A 21,748-nucleotide genomic window follows, 5' to 3' on the forward strand; every position below is an offset into this window, starting at 1 on the left:
AAGCACTATTGAAAGGAGAGGGTATACGGCTTTTGCTAGGAGTTAAGTATAAAAGATAATGAGGAGGAGCCTTAATGAAAAAAGCACTACTTGGTAAAAAGGCATTTCTCGCAATGTTGTTAGGTCTAATATTAGTTTGCCAAGCATCACTGGTAGCGGTGGCTAGTGATGTACCTAAAGGGCCGGTTTTGAAAGTCGATCGCGAAGATGCTTCTCAGTTACCTAGAAATTTTAGAATCGCTAATGATTCCTTTAAAAGTACATTGAAAGATGGTACTTTACCTTCTAGAGTTGGTATGGAAGATGTAAGAGCTTCAGCAAGCAGCATCTTTTCTGAAAAGGAATTTGAACAGGTTTTAGCTAAAATCCCGGTAGCCAGTAAGCAAGTAATCGTTGTAGATTTGCGTCAAGAATCTCACGGTTATCTAAATGGTACAGCGGTTAGTTGGTTTTTGCCAAACAACTGGGGAAATGATGGAAAAAGATTGGACGAGGTTAAAAAGATTGAATCAGCACAGCTTGAGAAAGCCCTAGCTAATTCTCCTATCACTGTTTATAACTTTGATGATGATAAGAATGTTCTAACAACTAGTTTTCAGATGGATGTGACAAAGGCGCTTACGGAAGAAGAAATGGTTAAATCCCATGGTGCCGGCTACTACCGTCTTGCTTTGTCTGACCATTTTCGGCCAGAGGATGAGTATGTCGATCAATTTGTTGAATGGTATAAAAAACTTCCTAAAGATGCTTGGTTACATATTCACTGTTTCGCTGGCATGGGTAGAACTACTGTCTTTATGAATATGGTAGATATTTTACAAAATGCCAAGAAAGTTAGCTTTGATGATATCGTTGGGAGGCAGGGTTTGATTGGTAATGTAGATCTTCGTACTATTGATGGTAAAATGAACTGGAAGCGCAAAGCGTATATTGAACGTTTACAATTTACTAAACATTTTTACGAGTATGTAAAACAAAGTCCTAAGGATTTTCCAGTGAAGTACTCTGAATGGGCTAAGAAACACGATTATTAATTATAGCAGTTTACTTTCAGTGGAGTATATGAGTAATTATATAAGAAATAAGTGAGGCGAGTGCTTATGAAAAAAACGCTAAATAGAAAAAACTTAATTTTCAGTATTTTACTAACGTTAGTGTTGTTTTTACAGTCATCGTTGCTAGCATTGGCTGCTGAACCTGAACCTGGAGTAAGTATTTTAAAGGTAGATAGGGATGACATATTACAATTACCCAAAGACTTCAGAACAGCAAATGACGCTTTTAAGGTAACGACCGACAAAATGCCTTCAAGATTAGGTATGGACAAATTGAATCTATCAGGAAGTAGTTTTTTTTCTCAATTGGAATTTGCGAAAATGCTGACAAAATTGCCTGCAGATCGGTTGGTTGTACTAGATCTACGTTTGGAGCCACATGGCTATTTGGACGGGATGGGAGTAAGTTGGTATAGTGCTTACAAAAGGGCTAATTGGGGTAAAAGCTCTACTGAACTAGATAGAATCGAAAAGGAATTATTAAATAGCACATTAAATGCCCCTATCAAAGTAGCTCGCCTAGGAGCAGATAAATCCATTCTTTCCAAGGATGAACTAAATATTACTCATGCACTTACAGAAAGAGAACTTACGGCATTATTTGGAGTAAAATACTTTCATATTCATGTTGCGGATTATACTAACCCAACTGATGAAAACGTCGATCAATTTTTGGATTTTTATAAAAAACTTCCAAAGGATGCTTGGCTGCATTTGCACTGTGAAGCAGGTGAAGGTCGTACTACTGTATTTATGGCAATGGTTGATATGCTACATAATGCCGAACAAGTTAGCTACGACGACATCATGTCACGTCAATGGCTAATTGGCGGTCAGGATATTCGTGTAGCAACATCATCAGATCCGTTGAAACGTGATGGCTATGCCGCACGTGCTGCATTCACAAAACATTTTTATGACTATGTAAAACAAAGTCATTTATCTATGTCTTGGACTGAATGGGCAAGAGAACACCAGTATTAGTAGGGTGAAGTAAGATGGGGGATGAAGTGATGAGAAAAATTATCTTTAATAATACCAGTAAGAAAATTAGTACTAGAGATGAAGTTCTAATTTTAAAAATTAAATATTGATTACAGTGGGAACGCCTTATGGCGTTCCCGATATTTTTAAAGTGCATTAGTTTAGAGATAGTAATTAAATTAAAAAGATCAAGGAAGATACCAACAATGTACCAAAAAATAATAGTAGTTGGACAGAAGTTACTAAAAATATTATGAATATTGAAATAAAAGTTGCCATATTATTAATTGTAGTAGTATAATATAACCAACAAGTAACTAAGTTATTCTAAAGTAACTCACGGATCATCCAACAAGTAACCATAATGCCTAAAGGTACAACTAGGTTAAAAAGTATTGATAAATTAAATGTGGAGGGGATTATAATGACGGCCAAAAGATTAAAGTACAGTATTAACGGGGAATGGAAGGAGTCAGCTACAACTAAATTTATGCCAATCACTGATTCCAATACAGGTAAGGTAATTGCTGAGGCACCATGTTGTACAGTAGAGGAAGTGAATAGTGCGGTCGCAGCGGCTAAGGCTGCTTTTCCAGCATGGTCTACTACTCCTGTGTCAGCTAGAGCTCAGCTTATGTTCAAATATAAGACGGTTTTAGATGGCCATCTTGAAGAACTCGCTTTGCTCGTAGCTACAGAATTAGGAAAGAATTTAAATGAAGCGCGCGGTGATGTTCTAAAAGCCATTGAAGTTGTGGAGCTTTCCTGCTCTGCTCCAACATTGATGCAAGGTGACTCACTGATGAATGTTTCTAATGGGCATGATACAGTTATGTATAGGGAACCTCTTGGTGTTTTTGTTGGTATTGCTCCATATAATTTCCCCGCTATGATTCCGTTTGGTTGGATGCTTCCTATGTGTATTACAACGGGAAATACCTTTGTGTTAAAAGCAGCTAGTTCTGTTCCGCAAACGGCTGTTAGAATGTTGGAACTTTTAATAGAAGCAGGATTACCTAACGGTGTTGTCAATTTGGTTACCTGTAGTCGAAAGGAAGCAGAAATCTTATTAAAACATCCAGATGTAGCTGGTATTTCTTATGTAGGCTCAACGAATGTCGGTCTTCATATTTACTCAACGGCAGCGGCAAATGGTAAAAGAGTACAAGCCCTTTGTGAAGCAAAAAACCACGCCCTTGTACTTAAAGATGCTGCTCTTGAACTGGCGGCTTCTAGGGTCATTAACTCCGCATTTGGGTGTGCGGGGCAACGTTGCATGGCTCTGCCTGTCGTTTGTGTCGAAGAAGAAGTGGCAGATGAATTTGTAGCTCATTTACTGAGATTTGCTAAAGAGCTAAAGGTAGGTCCTGCCTATGATCCGACAACTGATTTAGGACCTGTGGCGTCAGCGGAACACAAGCAGAGTGTTGCTGACTGGATTGCTAAAGGTGTTGAAGAAGGTGCTACCCTTGTATTAGATGGTAGAGATGTTGTTGTTAAAGGTTATGAAGGTGGTTTCTTCCTTGCACCAACCATCTTTGATCATGTTAAGCAAGGGATGAGCATTGGCGATAGCGAAATATTTGGTCCAGTCGTTTGCATTAAGCGAGTTAAGAATTTTGAAGAGGGTCTCGCTGTAATGAATGCCAATCAATTTGCAAATGGTTCTTGTATTTTTACGCAAAGTGGTTATTATGCAAGGGAATTTGCTCATAGGACCCATGGTGGCATGGTAGGAATAAACGTGGGTATTCCTGTTCCTATTTCAGTGTTCCCCTTTGCAGGACATAAAAGATCCTTCTTTGGAGATCTTCATTGCATGGGAAAAGATGGCGTAGCTTTCTACACAGAGGCTAAATGTGTGACGAGTCGTTGGTTTGATGAGGAAGATTTGAAACATACGAAAGTAGATACTTGGGAAGGCACTATGACCCGCAAGTAAGTAGAAACAAGTCTTTCAATTAAAATTAGTTTTTAATAAAAAGAATGATAAATCCCCCAAGGTGCAATAAAGAAACCTTGGGGGATTTAGCTAAATTATTAAAAGTTTCAATAAGATAGACCCGTAAAGTATAGTGATAGATTTAAGCATGAAAAGGCATCTTTATCCTTAAAAATTTAATGCAAGGGGAGATAATATGTGGCAGTCATTGCAGTTAAGGTCTAAAATGTTAATTCTACTAATTATTCCTATGTTGTTTATTTTTAGTGTTATGAGTTACTATTCCTATTATGAGTCACGCAACCTACTTAATGATCAAATTATGCAGACCGCAAGTTATATAGTTGAGAGTAATAGTAATAATATATATTCTTCGCTAAAAGAGAAGGAAGTATTAGCTTCAGTTACAGCGCAGGTACTTGGAGATAAGGTATTAACACAGCAAGAAGAAATTGCTTTTCTTAAACAAGTAAAGGAATCTTGGCCTGGCACGCAGTCCGCTTACACAGGGTATGAAAATATGACTTGTGCCGATTCGCAAGGCGTTACTGAAAAGGAAAAACCGAAAGGTTACGACCCACGGGGAAGGGATTGGTATAAAGTTGCTTTAAATAACAATGGCGTCGGTTATACTGAAATTTATGAATCGACATCCAAACAATTGTCAGCTGGTGTAGTTAAAAAGATTACAAGGGATGGAAAGGTTGTTGGTGTAGTCGGTATTGGAATGGATATCGAACCGATACATAAATTGGCTAAAGAATTCACAATAGGTAAGACGGGCTATGCAATGATTCTAGACGCTAAAGGAAATTTTGTATATCATCCTAAATTCGGGTTAAAGGATAATATTTTATTAGCAGAGAATGGGTCCTTGGCAGAATACGGGAAAATGGTTATGACTGGGACAACTAGTACCGGAACGGTTGTATTAGGTGGTGTCGATACTCTCGTTGCGTCATCTCCTATTGGGAAGACTGGCTGGACTTTTGTTGTTGTTGTACCTAAAGCAGAAATGCTTGAACAAGTCAATCTACTAGGAATGCATTCGCTAATCTCCAGTATTATTGGTCTTTTGTTATTAGGGGTAATTATTTTGTTAATAACATTAAAGATAGTAAGACGAATTAAAATACTAGAAGGGATGGCTGAAAGCGTTGCAAATGGTAACTTAACGGTTGCCTCTGAAAATAAGCTGAATAAAAGTGGAGATGAACTTGATAAGTTAATGTATAGTTTTTCTCATATGACAGTAAATTTACGCGAATTGATTTCTCATGTACACTCTTCGGCTGTACAAGTAGCTAATTCCGCTCAACAGTTCAGTGAAAGCTCTCAACAATCTGCGGAAGCATCTTGTTCTGTAGCTGCTTCGATTACTACTGTTACGCAAGGGGCCGAAATACAAGTTAATTCATTGAATGAGGTTTCCACAGTTGTTGTAGAAATGTCTACAAGTATTGAAAGTGTTGCGAATACAGCAAATGGAATGTCTAACGTTGCTGAAAAAGCCATCGTGGCGACAGATGCAGGTCAATATGCGATAGATAAAGCGGTTAGTCAAATGGATAGCATGGTTAATGCGGCAAGGAAGGCAAAGGATACATCTGGTGAGCTAGAAAATAGCTCGAAACAAATAGGGGAAATAGTAGGCCTGATTTCTACTATTGCAGGGCAGACAAACCTTTTGGCGTTGAATGCTGCAATAGAAGCGGCAAGAGCCGGCGAACAAGGGCGAGGTTTTGCTGTAGTTGCCGAAGAAGTAAGAAAATTGGCAGAGCAGTCTGAGTTAGCAGCTCAACAAATTACGGTGCTGATTCAGAAAAATCATCAAAATATTAATAATGTAGTTGATTCAATTGACACTGCTATTTCAAATGTTGATGAAGGTGTTATTGTTGTAAGTTCCGCTGGTACGGAATTTAAGCAAATATCACAATTTGTCAAGGATGTAGTTAATCAGGTGAAAGGAATATCCTTATCGTTAGAACAACTTTCGTCAGGTAGTCAAAGGATTGTAGCATCAGTAAATCAAGTAGGTAGAACCAGTCAGGATGCTACAGGGGAATTGCAGAACGTATCGGCAGCGGTAGAAGAGCAATCAGCAGCAATGCAAGAAATTGCATCAACTTGCGGAATGTTGTCTCAATTAGCTGAGGATCTAAAGAAACACGTCGATAAGTTTAAGATATAAACATATACCCTAGTAATGATACGTTTAGTTTGTAACACGAGACAAAAGGAGACGCCACCCTAGTTGGAGGCGTCTTTTCTTAATCTTGATGGAATTACTACTAATTAGAGTAGGGATAACCATAATGTAACCACGAACATACCAAAATGATACTAAAATATTACCAAATACAATGAAAAACTGTTGCAATTATCCGAAAAACATCTTACAATATGAGAGTGTCACAATACATAAATAAATAAGTAATAGTTTAAGGAGATACTAGTGGAAATTACAATGATAATTTTAAGCTTAGTTTTATTAATGTTCTTTGCTTATCGTGGCTATTCTATTATATTCTTTGCACCAATTTTTGCTATTATTGCGTCAATTGGAGGCGATTATGCTTTCATGCCGGTTTATAGTGAAATTTATATGACGAAGGTAGCGGAATATATTAAGGTGTATTATCCAGTATTCTTACTGGGGGCTGTTTTTGCTAAAATTATGGAAGATGGTGGTTTGGCTACTGCAGTAGCGGCAAAGATCGTATCTTCTTTGGGAAAAGAAAGAGCAATTTTGGCTGTACTACTTGGATGTGGGGCTTTAACTTATGGCGGTTTAAGCGTATTTGTTGTTGCTTTTGTTATGTATCCCTTTTCAGCTATCTTGTTTCGTCAGGCTGGAATTCCCAAAAGGCTGCTGCCAGCAACCTTATGGATGGGGATTTTTACTTATGCAATGATTGCCTTGCCAGGTACACCACAAATACAGAATGTCATTCCTACCGCCTTTTTTGGAACTACCACTTGGGCAGGAGTGGTGACTGGTTTGATTGGTTCAATAGCGTATTTTGTTTTGGGATGGGCTTGGATTAGTTATCGCCATAAGAGGCTTGCAGCAAAGGGTGAAACTTATGGAAGTCACACTGTTAATGAACCAGAACCTATTCTAGAAAATTTGCCACATTGGGCAATTTCAGCCTTTCCCTTGGTAGTTGTTGTCGGTGTTAATTTGTTTATGAGTAATCCTTTCCACTGGAGTTGGGCGTATCATTGGAATACGGGAAGTTTGGAACCTTTAAAACCATTAAAATTATCCTTGTTAAGCCCAAGTGTGGATCGAATCCAATCGATTTGGTCAATTAATATTGCCTTAGTGATTGGTAGTTTAAGTGGAATTGTTATCGGCCGCAAAAGATTGACGGCAAGTGGTGGGATAATAAAACCAATCAATTCCGGTGCTTATTCTTCCGTAATGGCTATTTTGAATACCGCTTCCGGTTACGCCTTCGGCAGTGTAATAACCAGCTTAACAGGATTTGTAATTATAAAGAATGCGTTACTGCATTTAAATATTGGAGAAGGGCCGCTGTTCTCGGCAATTATTACTACTAATATTATGACTGCAATTACTGGCTCTGCTTCAGGTGGGTTGACGATTGCTTTAGGGATGCTTGGGAATGAATGGCTATCTTGGGCACAATCCATTGGAATGCAGCCAGAAATATTACATCGTATTATTTGTTTGGCATCTGAAGGGATTGATACGGTTCCTCATAGTGGGGCGCTGGTGACCTTGATTGCTGTATGTGGTTTGACACACAAAGAATCTTATTATGATGTATTTATGCTGACGTTAATGAAACCAGCAGTAGCCTTTATTTGCTTATGGATTTATAGTCTAACAGGCCTGGCTTAGTAAATGTAATAAAGAAAAGTTTATAGGTACCCCGAATCCTCCCTTGGTAAATCCATTGCATTTACCAAGGGAGGATTTTTTGCGGAATCAGAAAGTAGAACACTTCCTTGATTCCAAGTAAGAACGACTAAGGCTTCTGCCTGCGTCTGAGGACTTGGCCTAAGCTAAGTCTTTTCTTATTAAAAAGATAAGACAAAAATAAAACAGGAATAAGACAAGGAATGAATCTTGGTGATTTATAAAAAAGGAGATTGTTTTAAATTTCCCTATAAGCCCTGTTTTGTCTATAAAAAGGGATTAATTTAAAAGAAAATAATAATACTAAACTATAGTTGGCATGCATCTTGCAATGTAATAGGACAAATACGTTTATTATACTAGGCGTTATATGTAACGTATTTAGTGTAATTATCTTTTTAAAATTGAAAGGAGAAACATTATGTTAAAAAAATCATTTGGTGTTTTACAGCAAGTTGGTAAATCATTAATGCTTCCAGTGGCATTATTACCAGCGGCAGGTTTGTTATTAGCTTTTGGTAATGCGTTTCAAAATCCCGCTCTTTTAAATATTTTTCCTGGTTTAGCAAGTATTCATGGTTTTGCTCAAGTTATGGAGCAAGCTGGGGGTATTATTTTCGGTAATCTTTCTCTTCTATTTGCAGTAGGTGTTGCCGTTGGTTTGAGTGGTGGTGAAGGCGTTGCTGGTTTAGCTGCCATTGTAGGCTTTCTTATTATGAACGTAACCATTGGTCTGGTTGCTGGCGTTACGCCCGAACTAATAGCGGCAAAAGATCCTTCATTCGCCATGGTTCTTGGGATACCATCCTTACAAACTGGGGTTTTTGGCGGTATTATAGTCGGTGTTTTAGCTTCCTTATGTTATAAAAAGTTTTTTAATATTGAACTTCCTTCGTATTTAGGATTTTTTGCAGGAAAACGGTTTGTTCCGATTGCGACTGCTGTAGCAGCCCTCATTTTAGGTGTAGTCATGGTTTTTGCATGGCCTCCTATCCAACATGGACTGACTTATTTCTCACGTAATATGATTGATACCAATAAAACATTAGCGGCCTTTATTTTTGGTATCATTGAACGGGCTTTAATACCTTTCGGGCTTCACCATATTTTCTATAATCCTTTCTGGTTCCAATTTGGTGAATATATAAACAAAGCAGGGCAAGTAGTAAATGGTGACCAAAGCATTTTCTTTGCTCAGCTTAAAGATGGTGTTCCTTTCACAGCTGGTACTTTTATGACAGGAAAATTCCCATTTATGATGTTTGGATTACCTGCAGCAGCGCTTGCGATCTACCATGAAGCAAAACCTGAAAAGAAAGCTTTAGTAGCAGGTATTATGGGTTCTGCCGCGTTAACTTCTTTTTTAACAGGTATTACAGAACCAATTGAATTTTCCTTCTTATTTGTTGCTCCTGTATTATTTGGTATCCATTGTATTTTTGCTGGTTTGTCCTTTATGACCATGCATATCTTAAATGTAAAAATTGGTATGACTTTCTCTGGTGGTGTTATTGACTATCTACTATTCGGTGTTATACCTAACCGTACAGACTGGTGGTTAGTGATTCCCGTAGGTTTAGTATTTGCCGTAATTTATTACTTCGGCTTCCGTTTTGCAATTCGCAAGTGGAACTTGATGACTCCTGGTAGAGAAAATGATGATGAAACAGGTACTGCTATCAATGCGACTGGTTATGGATTGGCAAGTGGAGTACTCCAAGCCTTAGGCGGCAAAGAAAATATTGGAAACTTAGATGCTTGTATTACTCGTCTACGTGTAAGTGTAAAAAAGATTGCTACTGTCGATCAAAATAAATTGAAAAACTTAGGTGCTGCTGGAGTCATGACAGTAGGTGATAACTTGCAGATTATCTTTGGACCAAAATCAGATCAACTAAAAAGTCAAATCAAAGATATTATTGAAGGTAAAGTTGCCGAAACTCATGAAGATAATATCAGTAACGTTCAAGTTGCCGCGACTGTAAAATCAACAGCGGATGTTCTAGGTAGGTTTGTTGCTCCTGTGGATGGCAAAATACTTCCTATTACAAAAGTACCCGATAATGTATTTGCACAAAAAATTATGGGTGATGGATTTGCCATTGAGCCTACAAGTGGTAATGTGATATCGCCTGTCGATGGAACTGTTACTAGCTTACCTGATAGCAAGCATGCAGTTGGCATTACAGCGGATAATGGTTTAGAGATTATCGTTCATTTTGGAATTGATACGGTAAACTTACAGGGCGAAGGCTTTACTGCGCTGGTCAGCCAAGGAGATAAAATTACTGTTGGACAAAAATTGTTAAAAGTTGATCTTGAACATGTAAAAGGAAAAGTTCCTTCTACTATAACGCCTGTTGTTTTTACGAATCTTCCAGAAGGTAAAACGGTTCAAATTCAGGAAGGACAAAGTATCAAAGGCGGAGATACTGGTTTTATTAAAATTCAGTAAAATAAATAAGATTTAAATAATAGCCATATCCTATTTTGGATATGGCTATTATTGTTTTGTAAGAACCACAAGCTATGCTGGTGAGAAGGGAAGAGCTTTAGCGTTGCGAAATGAAAAAAAGACCTCCTAATTGTGTTAATATAGATGTAGTTTCGTCAGCCAATCTAAAAAGCCAAGGGAGTTTTAATTCAAGCCTGGGCTAAACTATAAAAAAATGAATGGAGTGTTAGTATGAAAATAATTGTATTAGACGGTTATACCTTAAATCCTGGTGACTTAAGTTGGGATAAATTGAAAGCATTAGGTGATGTAGTTGTTTATGATAGAACTCCTGCTGAGAAAACGATTGAAAGAATTGGGGATGCAGAAATCGTTTTCACCAATAAAACGGTGATTAATAAAGAAATATTTGCTGCTTGTTCAGGCATAAAGTTTATTGGTGTATTAGCAACGGGCTATAATGTTGTTGATATAGATACTGCCAAGGAAAAAGGTATTCCTGTAGCCAATATTCCAACCTATGGAACAACAGCCGTATCTCAAATTACCATAGCACTGCTCCTTGAAGTATGTCATCATATTGGGGAACACAGCAAAAGTGTTATGAATGGTGATTGGACCAATTGCCCAGATTGGTGCTATTGGAATTATCCTCTCATCGAGCTTGCGGGTAAAACGTTAGGTATTATCGGTTTTGGTAGAATCGGGCAAGCTACAGCTAAAATTGCCCAAGTACTAGGCATGAAGGTATTAGCCTTTGATTCCTATGAAATTGACGCTTTGAAAAGTGATACACTGCAATATGTAAGCCTTGATGAACTCTTGGCTAACTCGGATGTTATATCACTACATTGTCCTTTATTTGACAGTACAAAAGGAATTATTAACAAAACGAATATTGCAAAAATGAAAGATGGCGTCATCCTTATTAATACGTCTCGTGGTCCTCTTGTTGTGGAAGAAGATTTGGCAGAAGCTCTTAATAGCGGTAAAGTATATGCAGCGGCTCTAGATGTTGTGTCAACAGAGCCGATTAAAGCAGATAATCCACTACTTACTGCGAAAAATTGCATTATTACACCACATATTGCTTGGGCACCTAAAGAATCTAGGTCAAGACTGATGGATATTGCAGTTGATAATCTAGCAAAATTCTTAGAAAATAAACCTGTTAATATTGTAAATAAGTAACGCCAAGTGTTTCAAAGTAACGAGTTAAAAAGGTACTAATACTGAAGCAGTGAAAAGAATTTCCAATATGAAAAATAGAACACAAAGAAGGGATTCTAATGCCCACTTTGTGTTCTATTTTTATTTTACTATGTAAGTGATTCTACTGACTCGTAATTCGATTAATTCTGTCTGCAATATCTTGGCCGCTTTCATCATTATCCGCAGGGGTCATAATCCTTTGATCACCAATATAAACTGCACCGTCGCTGTCTACATAGGCAGTGCTAAGAGCATTGTTATGGTATACTCTAGCAAGATTTCCAGCAATTAAATACGCTCTTTCTTCAGCCATCAGACCAAAGGCTTTTGTTGGAGTGACAATATCTTGGCCTTTAAGTTGTACTGTTTTATCTTTTTTTACCGTAACGACTCCGCCACTAAAGTCTGTCATGTGTTTGGCAAAATTATTAATTCGGTCACTGGTTTTTGGATGATTATTGGGATTAATCACTTTACTTAATCCTTCATGCCAGAGCTCGCCCAGTTTGGCACGGAGTACAACCATGGAGGCAGCGCCTCCTCCTGGGTTATAACCTGCAGCCACTGCATTCGCAAATCCTGTATTATCCGCACTCCATTCCTGTTGCATGGTAATGACTTCATTATTTACATAGTTGCCTGCCGCACTACTCAGCACGGTGCTGGTTGTATTCGGATTGTTTTGTATATATAAGTCGACCAAGACACCAATTCCCACTGCTTTTTTAGTTCCTTCAACCGGGTCTTTGTGCTCGCCATGAGACATTTCGTGGCCCAAAACAGCAGCCAATTCATCTTCATTTAATAATTCTACAGCTCCTCGATTTACTGCAACGATATGTCCTAAGGTACAAAAGGCATTAAAAGATTTATCAGGCGTAACATATACGGCATAGTGCTCTTTTACAATTCCATTTGACATAAGTCTGTTGGCGATACTATCCACCTTGAGCGTCACTGCCTCATTTTCATAAACGCCAGTTTGGCGCTGAGTTTGCTGTAATAAATCCTTCTGGTGATTATCATTTAGATTGTTTAACTGTCCATTAATATAGGCAAAGGCCAAACCACCGTATAGTAAAGTCTGCATAGTACTAGCTGCTTCTACCTTACCCAAATTTGCGAAATTAGATAGTATAAGTATAAAAGCAACGAGACAACTAGAAGTTATTTTCTTGAAGATGCTTTTTTTCATAATGATTCGTCTCCTGTAGATAGTTTCACTTATCATTTTACCAAGGGAATTTTTGCATGGCAAGGTGAAATGTGGTATATAACTATAATTAATTGCTGTAATCTTATGGATCTGCTAAGTAATGAAATCGGTTAGAAATTCTGGTTTGTAAGTATTTGCTAATGAATGGAGGAAAAGGTAATTTAATGGCGAAATTTAGTAGAGTGTAACTGATGCGGTGTGTGTCTGATTAATCATGTTTAACTCTTATGCTGTAAGACGTGCCGATATGAAATGTAATAGGTTCCATACTTAACAAATAAAATAATAATCTTACTAGAGGAGGTTAAAGTAATGTACTCTTTTTCCTCACTTGCAGAGTTTGCGACTTTGAGGGATTCGATCAGAAAAGAGCTGGATCGATACTGTGGAGAGGATGCTCTTCGCCTATTTATTGCAATTAATGAAGGTGTTAATAATGCGATTTTTCATGGTAATAAACAAGATATTACAAAAAAAGTACATCTTTCTATGGTGAAGTTACCTAATGAAGTGAAAATTACGATTCGCGACGAAGGCGAGGGTTTTCTAGTTTCAAAGAAGCCCAAAACAACTCAGCTGTGGCAGGAAGATGGCAGGGGTATCGATTTAATAAAACATTATGTGGATTCTTATTGTTTAAATGATCTAGGAAATGAAGTCACATTTGTTAAAAAAATTAATACAGTATAGATTTTTTAAAAAATATATACGTTTAAAAACGCGATGTCGAAAGGGGATAATAGTATGGAAATTAACACGAATACCAACAGGGAAGAAGTTACGGTTAAATTAGTAGGTAGTTTGTATGTAGAAGATGCTGCAATTTTGAGAGAAAAGTTGCTTGCCTTTATGGAGTCAGGATACAAACAATTTACTATTAATCTTCATGAGGTGGAGTATATTGATAGCTCGGGCTTAGGTGTCCTTGTGGCGATACAGAAAAAAGCATTACAAAAAAGTGGTGGTGTAATTCTTGTAGGTGCCAAAGGTATCGTAAAAGAACTTTTTGAACTAACAAGACTAAATAAGGTCTTTACCATGCAACCATAGATGAGGGGATGGATACGTGAATTTCTTGGAATCAAATATTTTTGGTGAAAGCTGTGGTTATTGCCAACGCATTGACCTGTTAAATATGATTAATGATCCTTTTGTACTAATCGATGCTGAAAATGGCAAAATTCTTTTCATGAACCGTAAGGCATTAGATATGTATCAATATACAGAGGAAGAGTGCCTTACAAAATTCGTTAATGATATTAGCCACAATTCGGCTAGGGTGATACAAGAAAACCTGGATTTAGCTAAGAAATATAAAAATGGCTACGTTTTTACCGCGAATCATATTAGGAAAGACAGAGATATTTTTAAAGTAGAAGTAAGTTCACATTATATGAGCTTACATGGGAAATTTGTTTTAGCCGCTGTGGTACGAAATCTAACCTCTAATGGAAAAATGCGCGAAGAAATTCAATTGGCAGGTAAAGTGCAACGCAGATTATTGCCACGGGATACAGACAATCATTTATTTCGTACTTTTTCTATCTACCAGCCCGCTAAATACATTAGTGGAGATTTATATGATTACGCCTTTCAGGAAGAATCACAGAAATTGCATGGTATTGTAATTGATGTTATGGGACACGGACTCGCAGCAGCATTTCAAACCAATCTTTTAAAGTATCTTTTCTTACGAGTAGTCGATAAAAAGAAATCCGTAAAGGATAAGCTAGCCTGGATGAATAAAGAAGTTATGCCTTTTTTTACGGGGGGAGAATTTGCTGGCGTATTTTTATTTGAATTTGATTTTACTAGTAATACACTGACCTATTCTGCAGGGGGAATTAATTATTTTGTAATAGTTAAAGATCAAAAGCCGCAAATAAGAAAGGTTCCTGGAATTTTCCTCGGAATTAAAGAAGGAGAAACTTTTGATCAAGATACGTATTCCTTTCAGCCAGGTGAAGGTTTTCTGTTTTTAACAGATGGCCTATTTGAGAGGTTTAAACAACCACTAGAACAGGAACTCAATTTTGAGAGTTTACTTGAGATGTGTGAAAAAATTGCTACTAGTGGAGAGTGTCGTGATGATGCCACAGGTTTGGGAATTATGCTCCATTAAATAATAATAAAGGTGATGAAATAAGTGAAATTACAACTAAAAATAGGTACTAAAATTGCAGCTAGCTTTGGTGTGGTGATAGCCTTAATTTTGATTATGGCTATCAACTCCTTAATTTCACTAGGGAATGCAAAAGATGATCTAGAGAAAATTGAGCAAGCAAATGTTCGCATGAACCTTGCCGGCGATATTGCCTATCAATATAAAGTAACTGTATCAGGCCTTCGTGCCTATGTTGCTTATGGTGATGATGTTTACCTAGGTAAAGTTGATAGTGACTTTGAAAAAGTTATAAAATTAGAAAAGGATTTATTGGCTCTTGCTAGACCGGACAAAAAGGCAGAGGTACAAAATGTTATTGATGAAACCACTAAATATAAAAATGCAGTTTTATCTGAGTTTGTGCCTAATGCAAAACAATACAACACATTGTTAGCTGCAGGAAATTATTCTGCGGCGCAAGAATATAAAGTGAAATTAGTAGAATTCGCAAAACGTGTAGCACCGCAAGCGGGAGCCATTGAAAAAGCCTTAGACGGTTTTGCCGCGATTAATGTTGAGTTATCAAAAGGTCTTGTTGCGCAAAGTATTGCAAATGGTAAGAGTGTAATGACCACCTCAACGGTTATTAGTGTGCTTGTCTTAGTGTTAGGTATTATTATTGCGATTACATTAACGAATATGATTCGTAGGCCGATAACCAAACTGACTGCCATTGCACATCAATATGCACAGGGCGATTTACGTGGTGATATTGAGGTAACAAGTTCAGATGAAATAGGACAACTAGCAGGGTCTTTACAAGAGATGCATAAACATTTTGTAGAGATGATTAGTAATATTCGTTCGGCGTCCGAACAATTGGCTGCTGCTTCACAAGAAATGGCGGCCTCAACAGAGGAGGTAACCTCTTCTAGTGAAGAAGTATCTGCTAATATGCAACAACTTGCGCAAGAAGCGGATTTAGGAAATCGCTCCATGTTAGAGGCCTCACAAGCGCTGGTTGAGTTATCTAGTCTAATACAAATTGCAAAATCTAAGGCTGATAATACAGTGGAAAATTCGGAAACTACATTGATCGCCGCGGAAGATGGGCGACATAGAGTAACAGATTCTGTTACGCGAATGGATAATATTAAAGAGCAGACCCAGCATTCAAGTCAAATTATTGGCGAACTTAACACCTACTCTCAGCAGATCTCTCAGATAACGAATACGATCACCAACTTAGCAAAACAAACCAATCTTTTAGCTCTTAATGCTGCTATTGAAGCAGCTCGGGCTGGGGAACATGGTCGAGGGTTTGCTGTTGTAGCAGAAGAAGTTCGAAAATTAGCAGAGCAGTCAGACCAAGGGGCACAAGAGATTACTTCCCTAGTGAATGTGGTTACCGAAAAAACAAATTTAGCTGTCGCCGCAATGGCCCAAAATGTGGTAGAGGTTGAATCTGGAGTTTCTACTGTTAATGCAGCCGGGAAAGCTTTGGATAGCATTCTGCTAGAGGTAAAGAAAACAGTAATGGAAACACAGGAAATTGGTAAAGTAACTTCTTCAGAAGTTGCAAGTTCTGAACAAATTATAAAATTAATCGATGCTCTTGCAACAATGATTGAAAGTGTTGCAGCTCACGGTGAGGAAATCGCCGCTTCTTCTCAGCAGCAATCTGCTGCAATGCAGACAGTAGCTGCGAGTGCGGAAGAAACAAGTGCTATGGCCCATCAATTAAAAGGCTCGGTAGAAAAGTTTAAGGTGTAAATTTAGAAGCATTTTATAGGACCATAAAAAACAAGTAAAAAGTATCTGTAGAACCCAATTGTTCTACAGATTATTTTTTTGCTCCAATGAAATATTTACCATTTATTATGTTATATTGTGTATAATGAAAGTAAGATAATTCAGAAAAATAATCCTAGGATGGTGCAATATTGGGAGCTTTCCGTACCTTCTTAAAGGGAGAAAACCTTCGTTTTAAACTACTGCTATATTTCTTTACCTTAATTTTACTGCCCACTGTTACCTTGGGAGTACTAGGAAATGTAATTTATAGTAAGTCAATAGAAGATCAGGCCACGGTTCACACGGGTCAAATGATCGAGCAGGTAACTCGTAACGTAGAATTTTACATTCACGATATGGAAAATATAATTTACTATCTATCCGATGATCCTCAGATTATTGCCTTTATGAAACATCAAAATGATGAAAACGATAGTGAAGATATAATTCAAGAATCCAGGCGAGTACTCAAAACTTATTCAGATGTACATCAAGAGGTTGCAGGAATATTAGTAGTCAATGATAACAATTTTTATATTAGCAACGGAATGGATCGGATTTCTCGTGACCCTCTTACGGAGGAGTCATGGTATAAACGAGCCTTTGCATCACCAAAGGTAATACACCTGTTCAGTAAGCCCATTGGTCGTAATATCAAAGCAACCTTAAATTATAGTGGTGATGAAGTTGTTTCTATTGCTAAGGCCGTTATGGATCCTCTTACAGGTAGACGACTAGGTGTCATTCTAATTGATCTCAAATTAGAAAAAATCAAACAAGTGATTGAAGCCATTACTCTAGGGAAAAATGGATTCCTTTATATTATGGATGCAAATGGCGGAATTGTATATGCCCCTATCAATCCCATCGTGTATCGAGTCAAAAATGAATGGCTCACTGATTACAACAATAGTATTGTCAAAACCATTCAAGGTAGTGAGTTTCAGATTATTTATAAAGATTCAACCTATACAAACTGGAAAACGATTGGTGTCTTTTCTTTAAATGAAACATTACAAGAAGTGACAAACCTTCGTCACTATTCGATTATGATTGGAATCATTACGTTAGTGCTGGCAGTTATCGCCGCTTTCTTTTTTACCGCATCCATCGCAAAACCCCTAAGTAAGTTACGTATGTTAATGAAAAGAGCGGAGGAAGGAGATTTAAGCGTACGTTTTAATAGCCGTTACAATGATGAAATTGGTCAGCTTGGTAATAGTTTTAACAATATGATAAAAGAAATCAGTAATTTAATAGATATGGTGTATGTAGAACAACGACGAAAACGCGAGGCAGAATTAAAAACCTTACAAGCACAAATTAAGCCTCACTTTTTGTACAATACCTTATATACAATCCAGTGGATGGCCCAAGAACATGGGGCGCAAGATGTAGTTAAGATTCTAGGTGCACTAGCAAATCTGTTTCGTATTGGTCTTAGTAAAGGGAAAGAAATGATTCAAGTCCATGAGGAATTGGAGCATGTAGGCAGTTACTTGGCGATTCAAAAAGCTCGTTACGAAGATAAATTGACCTACGAGATACAGTATGATGAGGAAATAATACATTATAGAGTTTTGAAGTTAATCCTGCAGCCCCTCGTCGAGAATGCAATTTACCATGGTATTAACGCGAGAAGAGGAGGCGGTAAAATCATTATTACTGGTAGTGTAAAAGAGGGGAAATTATATTTTAGTGTAGTAGATAATGGCATTGGCATAACAAAAGAAAAACTGAAAGAGATACGAGAATTACTTGACAGTAACCATGTTGAACCAGCCGCTGCAGGGTTTGGTATTTTTAATGTTAATGAACGAATTCGTTTGTCTTTTGGTAAAGAATACGGATTAATTTATACTAGCGTTTATGAAGAAGGTACAAAAGTAGAAGTCTGGCATCCATTAATTTAAATTAGGGGTGATTCAATGCTAAAGGTATTAATTGCTGATGATGAACCTAAAATTCGTCGTGGGCTGAGAAGTCTAGTCGAAAATGGGTTATTAGATATGGAAGTTGTAGGTGAGGCCGAGGATGGAGAAATGGCCTTGCAGTTAGCAAAAGAGATCCATCCTGATATTCTATTAGTGGATATTTGTATGCCATTTTTGAATGGATTGCAATTTATTGAACAATTAAATCACGTTTTAAAAGATTGTATAGTAATTGTCATTACAGGATACGATGAATTTACTTACGCCCAACAAGCGATAAAATTACAAGTATTTGACTACCTGCTAAAACCGGTTCTCAAAGAACAGTTAGAGGCTGTTTTAGAAAAAGCCCAACAAAAACTTCTCGATTCTCGTTTACAAAATAATCATCTCACTTGGTCGAGTCAAGAAACAAGGAAAAAATTACCCCTATTACAAGAAGCATTTTGTAATGACTGGGTTACTGGGCAGCTAAGTGAGGAATATATTAAGACTCAGCTACGTTTTTTAGAGCTAGATATACCTGAGATATCTGGGATGGTAATCTTAAAAGTAGCAGGGCAATTTAGCAGAGGGCAGCTATTAAGAGAGTGGGATCATCACCTATTGTTATTTGCTATACAAAATATTTATAGCGAGCTGCTAGAACAATGGCAGCCCTACATTGTTTTTCACGACAAAGCAGATAACTTAGTTGCAATAACAAATATCCATAGTATAAGAGAATGGTACGAGCTTAGCACTTCCTTGCAACAAGCGATTGAGGAACATTTAAAACAAGTGGTAATTATTGTTCAACATCCATTAACAGAGGACTTGTCCTCAATCCCTTCGACGTATCATGAATTAATATTGGAGTTAAATCGTAAAGTTAGCTATACGCCTGTCGTGCTTCTAGCACAAAAACACATTGAAACTTATTTTTATAAAGAAGAGTTATCATTGCAGGAGTTAGCAGATACGATTCAAATCAGTCCTACCTATTTAAGCCGATTGTTAAAGAATGAAATTGGTGTTTCTTTTGTTGAATATTTAACCCATGTAAGAGTACAAAAAGCAATTCAGTTTATGACTGACCCAGCTGTAAAGCTTTATGAGGTAGCGGAAAAGGTGGGATACAGTAATCAGCATTATTTTAGTACCGCCTTTAAAAGAGTCATGGGTTCATCTCCTGCTGAATATCGTAAAAGGGGTAACTGGAGGTGATACAAATGGTTAGAGGCAAGTATTTGTTAATCAGCTTACTTATTTTAGCTATAGCAATGCTTGGGGGATGCCAAAAACAAGAAAGGCAGGTCTCTAAGGATCAAGTAAAATTTGTTATTGGCGTATCCCAGGCAAATTTGGTCGAGCCTTGGAGAATTATTATGAATGAGGAGATAAGAGAAGAAGCAGCAAAGCATAGCGATGTTCGCATTGTATTTACGGATGCTGTTCAAAATAGTGAAAAACAAGTTCGTGACGTAGGTGAATTATTACAACAGGGTATCGACTTGTTAATTATATCGCCAAATGATTCTGTTGCGTTGACGCCAGTAGTTGCCCAGGCTTATAAAAAAATTCCCGTTATTGTCTTAGACCGGGCGGTAGAAGGTTATGATTACACCTTGTATATTGGACCAGATAATAAATCCATTGGTAGAGAAGCGGGTAAATATATTGGCGAACTTCTTAGCAAAACAGGCGGAAATGTGGTAGAGATTCAAGGCCCATCTGGGGTACCTTCTTTGCAAGAAAGAAGTGCTGGTTTTCGCGAAGTAATTGGAAAATATGCAAATATTAGTATCATAGATACAATTGTTGCCGATTGGCAGCGAGATAAGGCAGAAGACAAAATGACTGAACTATTAAATCAGTATCCCAAAATCGATGTAGTTTTTGCCCATAGTGATTATATGGCACTAGGAGCATATAAGGCAGCGAAAAAGAAAGGGATTACTGGTATAAAATTTGTTGGTATTGATGGCTTTTCTGGCCCTAATGGGGGATTGCAGCTAGTAGAAAATGGCGTTTTACAAGGCACATTTACCTGTTTGACAGGGGGACGAGAAGCCATTCAGTACGCTCTCGACATTTTAAACCATGAAAAAGGTTTACCTAAGAAGATTATTCCACGGAGTAATAAAATTACTCTAGATAATGTTTTAGAATTTGTAAAGTCTACGAATGAAACTAAAAAAAATAATCCTACTAGCAAGCGGAGAATTGTATTAGGATTTTCTCAACTTGGTGCAGAGAGTGATTGGCGAAGAGCTAATTCGCAATCGATTAAGACGGCAGCCCACGAAGCAGATATTGAGCTTATATTTTTAGAGGGGGATCAACGGCAGGAGACCCAGATTAGAGATATCCGTTCCTTTATTGCGCAAGGCGTTGATGTGATTGCCTTTTCCCCTGTCATTGAATCAGGGTGGACTGAGGTGCTAGAAGAGGCCAAAGCAGCAGGAATTCCTGTTGTTTTATCGGACAGGGCCATTAAATCAGATGATGCCTCCTTGTATGCCAGCTTTATTGGTAGTGACTTTGTGGAAGAAGGGCGCAGAGCCGCAAGGTGGCTTGTTGGGCAAAAGAAAGATACCCAGCAGCAGAACATTGTTGAAATTGAAGGAACCTTTGATTCAGCGCCGGCACTAGATCGAAAAAAGGGGTTTGCTGAAATTATTAACAATTATCCTGAAAATACAGTTATTTACTCCGCATCTGGAGATTTTACGGAGGCTGGCGGACAAGAAATTATGAAATCAGCCTTAGCTCTTTATGGAAATAAGATTGATGTGGTATATGCCCATAATGATGATATGGCTTTAGGGGCGATTAAAGCCATTGAAGAATATGGTTTACGTCCAGGAAAGGATATTTTAATTGTTTCTGTGGATGCAACTGAAGCTGCTTTTAAAGCTATGCTTGCTGGTAAGCTTAACTGTACTGTGGAATGTACCCCCCTGCTCGGTCCGCAGCTGATGCAAGCTGTTAAAACTTTGATGACAGGGAGGCAATTACCTATGAGAATTATCACTTCGGAAGGTGTATTCCCATCTGAAACTGCAAGGAAGGATCATGTAAATCGCAAATATTAAATTTTGGTAAACAGTACGGAAAAATATAAAAAATTACTGATTATTCTAAATACACTGACAATCCCTCGTCCTATAATAGAGAT

15 protein-coding genes are annotated in these 21,748 nt (G+C 37.7%); 14 read left to right on the forward strand and 1 reads right to left on the reverse strand.

The genetic code is table 11. The features are described 5' to 3' along the window. Positions 1-74: 74 nt before the first annotated feature. From QSJ81_RS06195 to QSJ81_RS06225, 7 genes are all read left to right on the forward strand, one after another. Complete coding sequence (locus QSJ81_RS06195) at positions 75-1,034, forward strand: protein-tyrosine phosphatase family protein (protein ID WP_285716546.1); 960 nt, start codon at positions 75-77, stop codon at positions 1,032-1,034. A 66-nt stretch (positions 1,035-1,100) separates the two neighbouring features. Continuing rightward, positions 1,101-2,039: a phosphatase domain-containing putative toxin gene (locus tag QSJ81_RS06200; RefSeq protein ID WP_285716547.1), complete on the forward strand. Its 939-nt coding sequence runs from the start codon at positions 1,101-1,103 to the stop codon at positions 2,037-2,039. Between the two features lie 424 nt (positions 2,040-2,463). Then, positions 2,464-3,981 carry a CoA-acylating methylmalonate-semialdehyde dehydrogenase gene (locus QSJ81_RS06205; protein WP_285716548.1) on the forward strand — a complete coding sequence of 506 codons (1,518 nt, stop codon included), beginning with the start codon at positions 2,464-2,466 and terminating at the stop codon, positions 3,979-3,981. Between the two features lie 196 nt (positions 3,982-4,177). Further along, the gene (locus QSJ81_RS06210) at positions 4,178-6,175 is read left to right on the forward strand and encodes a methyl-accepting chemotaxis protein (protein ID WP_285716549.1); all 1,998 of its coding nucleotides are present in this window, start codon (positions 4,178-4,180) and stop codon (positions 6,173-6,175) included. 264 nt (positions 6,176-6,439) lie between these two features. Further along, positions 6,440-7,855, forward strand: a complete 1,416-nt coding sequence (locus tag QSJ81_RS06215; protein WP_285716550.1) for a GntP family permease — start codon at positions 6,440-6,442, stop codon at positions 7,853-7,855. Positions 7,856-8,294: 439 nt separating this feature from the next. Continuing rightward, positions 8,295-10,328, forward strand: coding sequence for a glucose-specific PTS transporter subunit IIBC (gene ptsG, locus QSJ81_RS06220; protein ID WP_285716551.1), 2,034 nt, complete (start codon positions 8,295-8,297; stop codon positions 10,326-10,328). Positions 10,329-10,559: 231 nt separating this feature from the next. Then, a complete protein-coding gene (locus QSJ81_RS06225) occupies positions 10,560-11,519 on the forward strand; it encodes a D-2-hydroxyacid dehydrogenase (protein WP_285716552.1) in 960 nt (319 codons plus the stop codon). Positions 11,520-11,661: 142 nt separating this feature from the next. On the opposite strand, the gene QSJ81_RS06230 is transcribed toward QSJ81_RS06225, so the two are convergent. Then, on the reverse strand, positions 11,662-12,735 hold the full coding sequence (locus QSJ81_RS06230; protein ID WP_285716553.1) for a M48 family metallopeptidase: 1,074 nt from the start codon (positions 12,733-12,735) through the stop codon (positions 11,662-11,664). Between the two features lie 333 nt (positions 12,736-13,068). On the opposite strand from QSJ81_RS06230, the gene QSJ81_RS06235 reads away from it, so the two are divergent. The 7 genes from QSJ81_RS06235 (at position 13,069) to QSJ81_RS06265 (ending at position 21,665) form a co-directional block, all read left to right on the forward strand. Next, positions 13,069-13,446, forward strand: coding sequence for an ATP-binding protein (locus QSJ81_RS06235; RefSeq protein WP_285716554.1), 378 nt, complete (start codon positions 13,069-13,071; stop codon positions 13,444-13,446). Positions 13,447-13,500: 54 nt separating this feature from the next. Further along, positions 13,501-13,806, forward strand: coding sequence for an STAS domain-containing protein (locus QSJ81_RS06240; RefSeq protein ID WP_285716555.1), 306 nt, complete (start codon positions 13,501-13,503; stop codon positions 13,804-13,806). A gap of 16 nt (positions 13,807-13,822) precedes the next feature. Continuing rightward, entirely contained in the window at positions 13,823-14,878 is a 1,056-nt protein-coding gene (locus QSJ81_RS06245; protein ID WP_285716556.1) for a SpoIIE family protein phosphatase, read from the forward strand. A 24-nt stretch (positions 14,879-14,902) separates the two neighbouring features. Next, the gene (locus QSJ81_RS06250) at positions 14,903-16,633 is read left to right on the forward strand and encodes a methyl-accepting chemotaxis protein (protein WP_285716557.1); all 1,731 of its coding nucleotides are present in this window, start codon (positions 14,903-14,905) and stop codon (positions 16,631-16,633) included. Between the two features lie 170 nt (positions 16,634-16,803). Beyond that, positions 16,804-18,567, forward strand: a complete 1,764-nt coding sequence (locus QSJ81_RS06255) for a sensor histidine kinase (RefSeq protein WP_285716558.1) — start codon at positions 16,804-16,806, stop codon at positions 18,565-18,567. A 15-nt stretch (positions 18,568-18,582) separates the two neighbouring features. Beyond that, on the forward strand, positions 18,583-19,794 hold the full coding sequence (locus QSJ81_RS06260; RefSeq protein ID WP_285716559.1) for a response regulator transcription factor: 1,212 nt from the start codon (positions 18,583-18,585) through the stop codon (positions 19,792-19,794). A 5-nt stretch (positions 19,795-19,799) separates the two neighbouring features. Then, entirely contained in the window at positions 19,800-21,665 is a 1,866-nt protein-coding gene (locus QSJ81_RS06265; protein ID WP_285716560.1) for a substrate-binding domain-containing protein, read from the forward strand. Positions 21,666-21,748 lie beyond the last annotated feature (83 nt).

Origin of the sequence: Pelosinus sp. IPA-1 (assembly GCF_030269905.1) — a bacterium.
Taxonomy (GTDB): Bacteria; Bacillota; Negativicutes; order DSM-13327; family DSM-13327; genus Pelosinus.

Excerpts from the sequence above, each read along its gene's own strand:
- QSJ81_RS06200 (WP_285716547.1), top strand. The coding sequence starts at position 1,101 with ATGAAAAAAACGCTAAATAGAAAAAACTTAATTTTCAGTATTTTACTA.
- QSJ81_RS06205 (WP_285716548.1), top strand. The coding sequence starts at position 2,464 with ATGACGGCCAAAAGATTAAAGTACAGTATTAACGGGGAATGGAAGGAG.
- QSJ81_RS06240 (WP_285716555.1), top strand. The coding sequence starts at position 13,501 with ATGGAAATTAACACGAATACCAACAGGGAAGAAGTTACGGTTAAATTA.
- QSJ81_RS06260 (WP_285716559.1), top strand. The coding sequence starts at position 18,583 with ATGCTAAAGGTATTAATTGCTGATGATGAACCTAAAATTCGTCGTGGG.
- QSJ81_RS06265 (WP_285716560.1), top strand. The coding sequence starts at position 19,800 with ATGGTTAGAGGCAAGTATTTGTTAATCAGCTTACTTATTTTAGCTATA.
- QSJ81_RS06210 (WP_285716549.1), top strand. The coding sequence starts at position 4,178 with ATGTGGCAGTCATTGCAGTTAAGGTCTAAAATGTTAATTCTACTAATT.
- QSJ81_RS06225 (WP_285716552.1), top strand. The coding sequence starts at position 10,560 with ATGAAAATAATTGTATTAGACGGTTATACCTTAAATCCTGGTGACTTA.
- QSJ81_RS06235 (WP_285716554.1), top strand. The coding sequence starts at position 13,069 with ATGTACTCTTTTTCCTCACTTGCAGAGTTTGCGACTTTGAGGGATTCG.
- QSJ81_RS06230 (WP_285716553.1), bottom strand. The coding sequence starts at position 12,735 with ATGAAAAAAAGCATCTTCAAGAAAATAACTTCTAGTTGTCTCGTTGCT.
- ptsG (WP_285716551.1), top strand. The coding sequence starts at position 8,295 with ATGTTAAAAAAATCATTTGGTGTTTTACAGCAAGTTGGTAAATCATTA.
- QSJ81_RS06195 (WP_285716546.1), top strand. The coding sequence starts at position 75 with ATGAAAAAAGCACTACTTGGTAAAAAGGCATTTCTCGCAATGTTGTTA.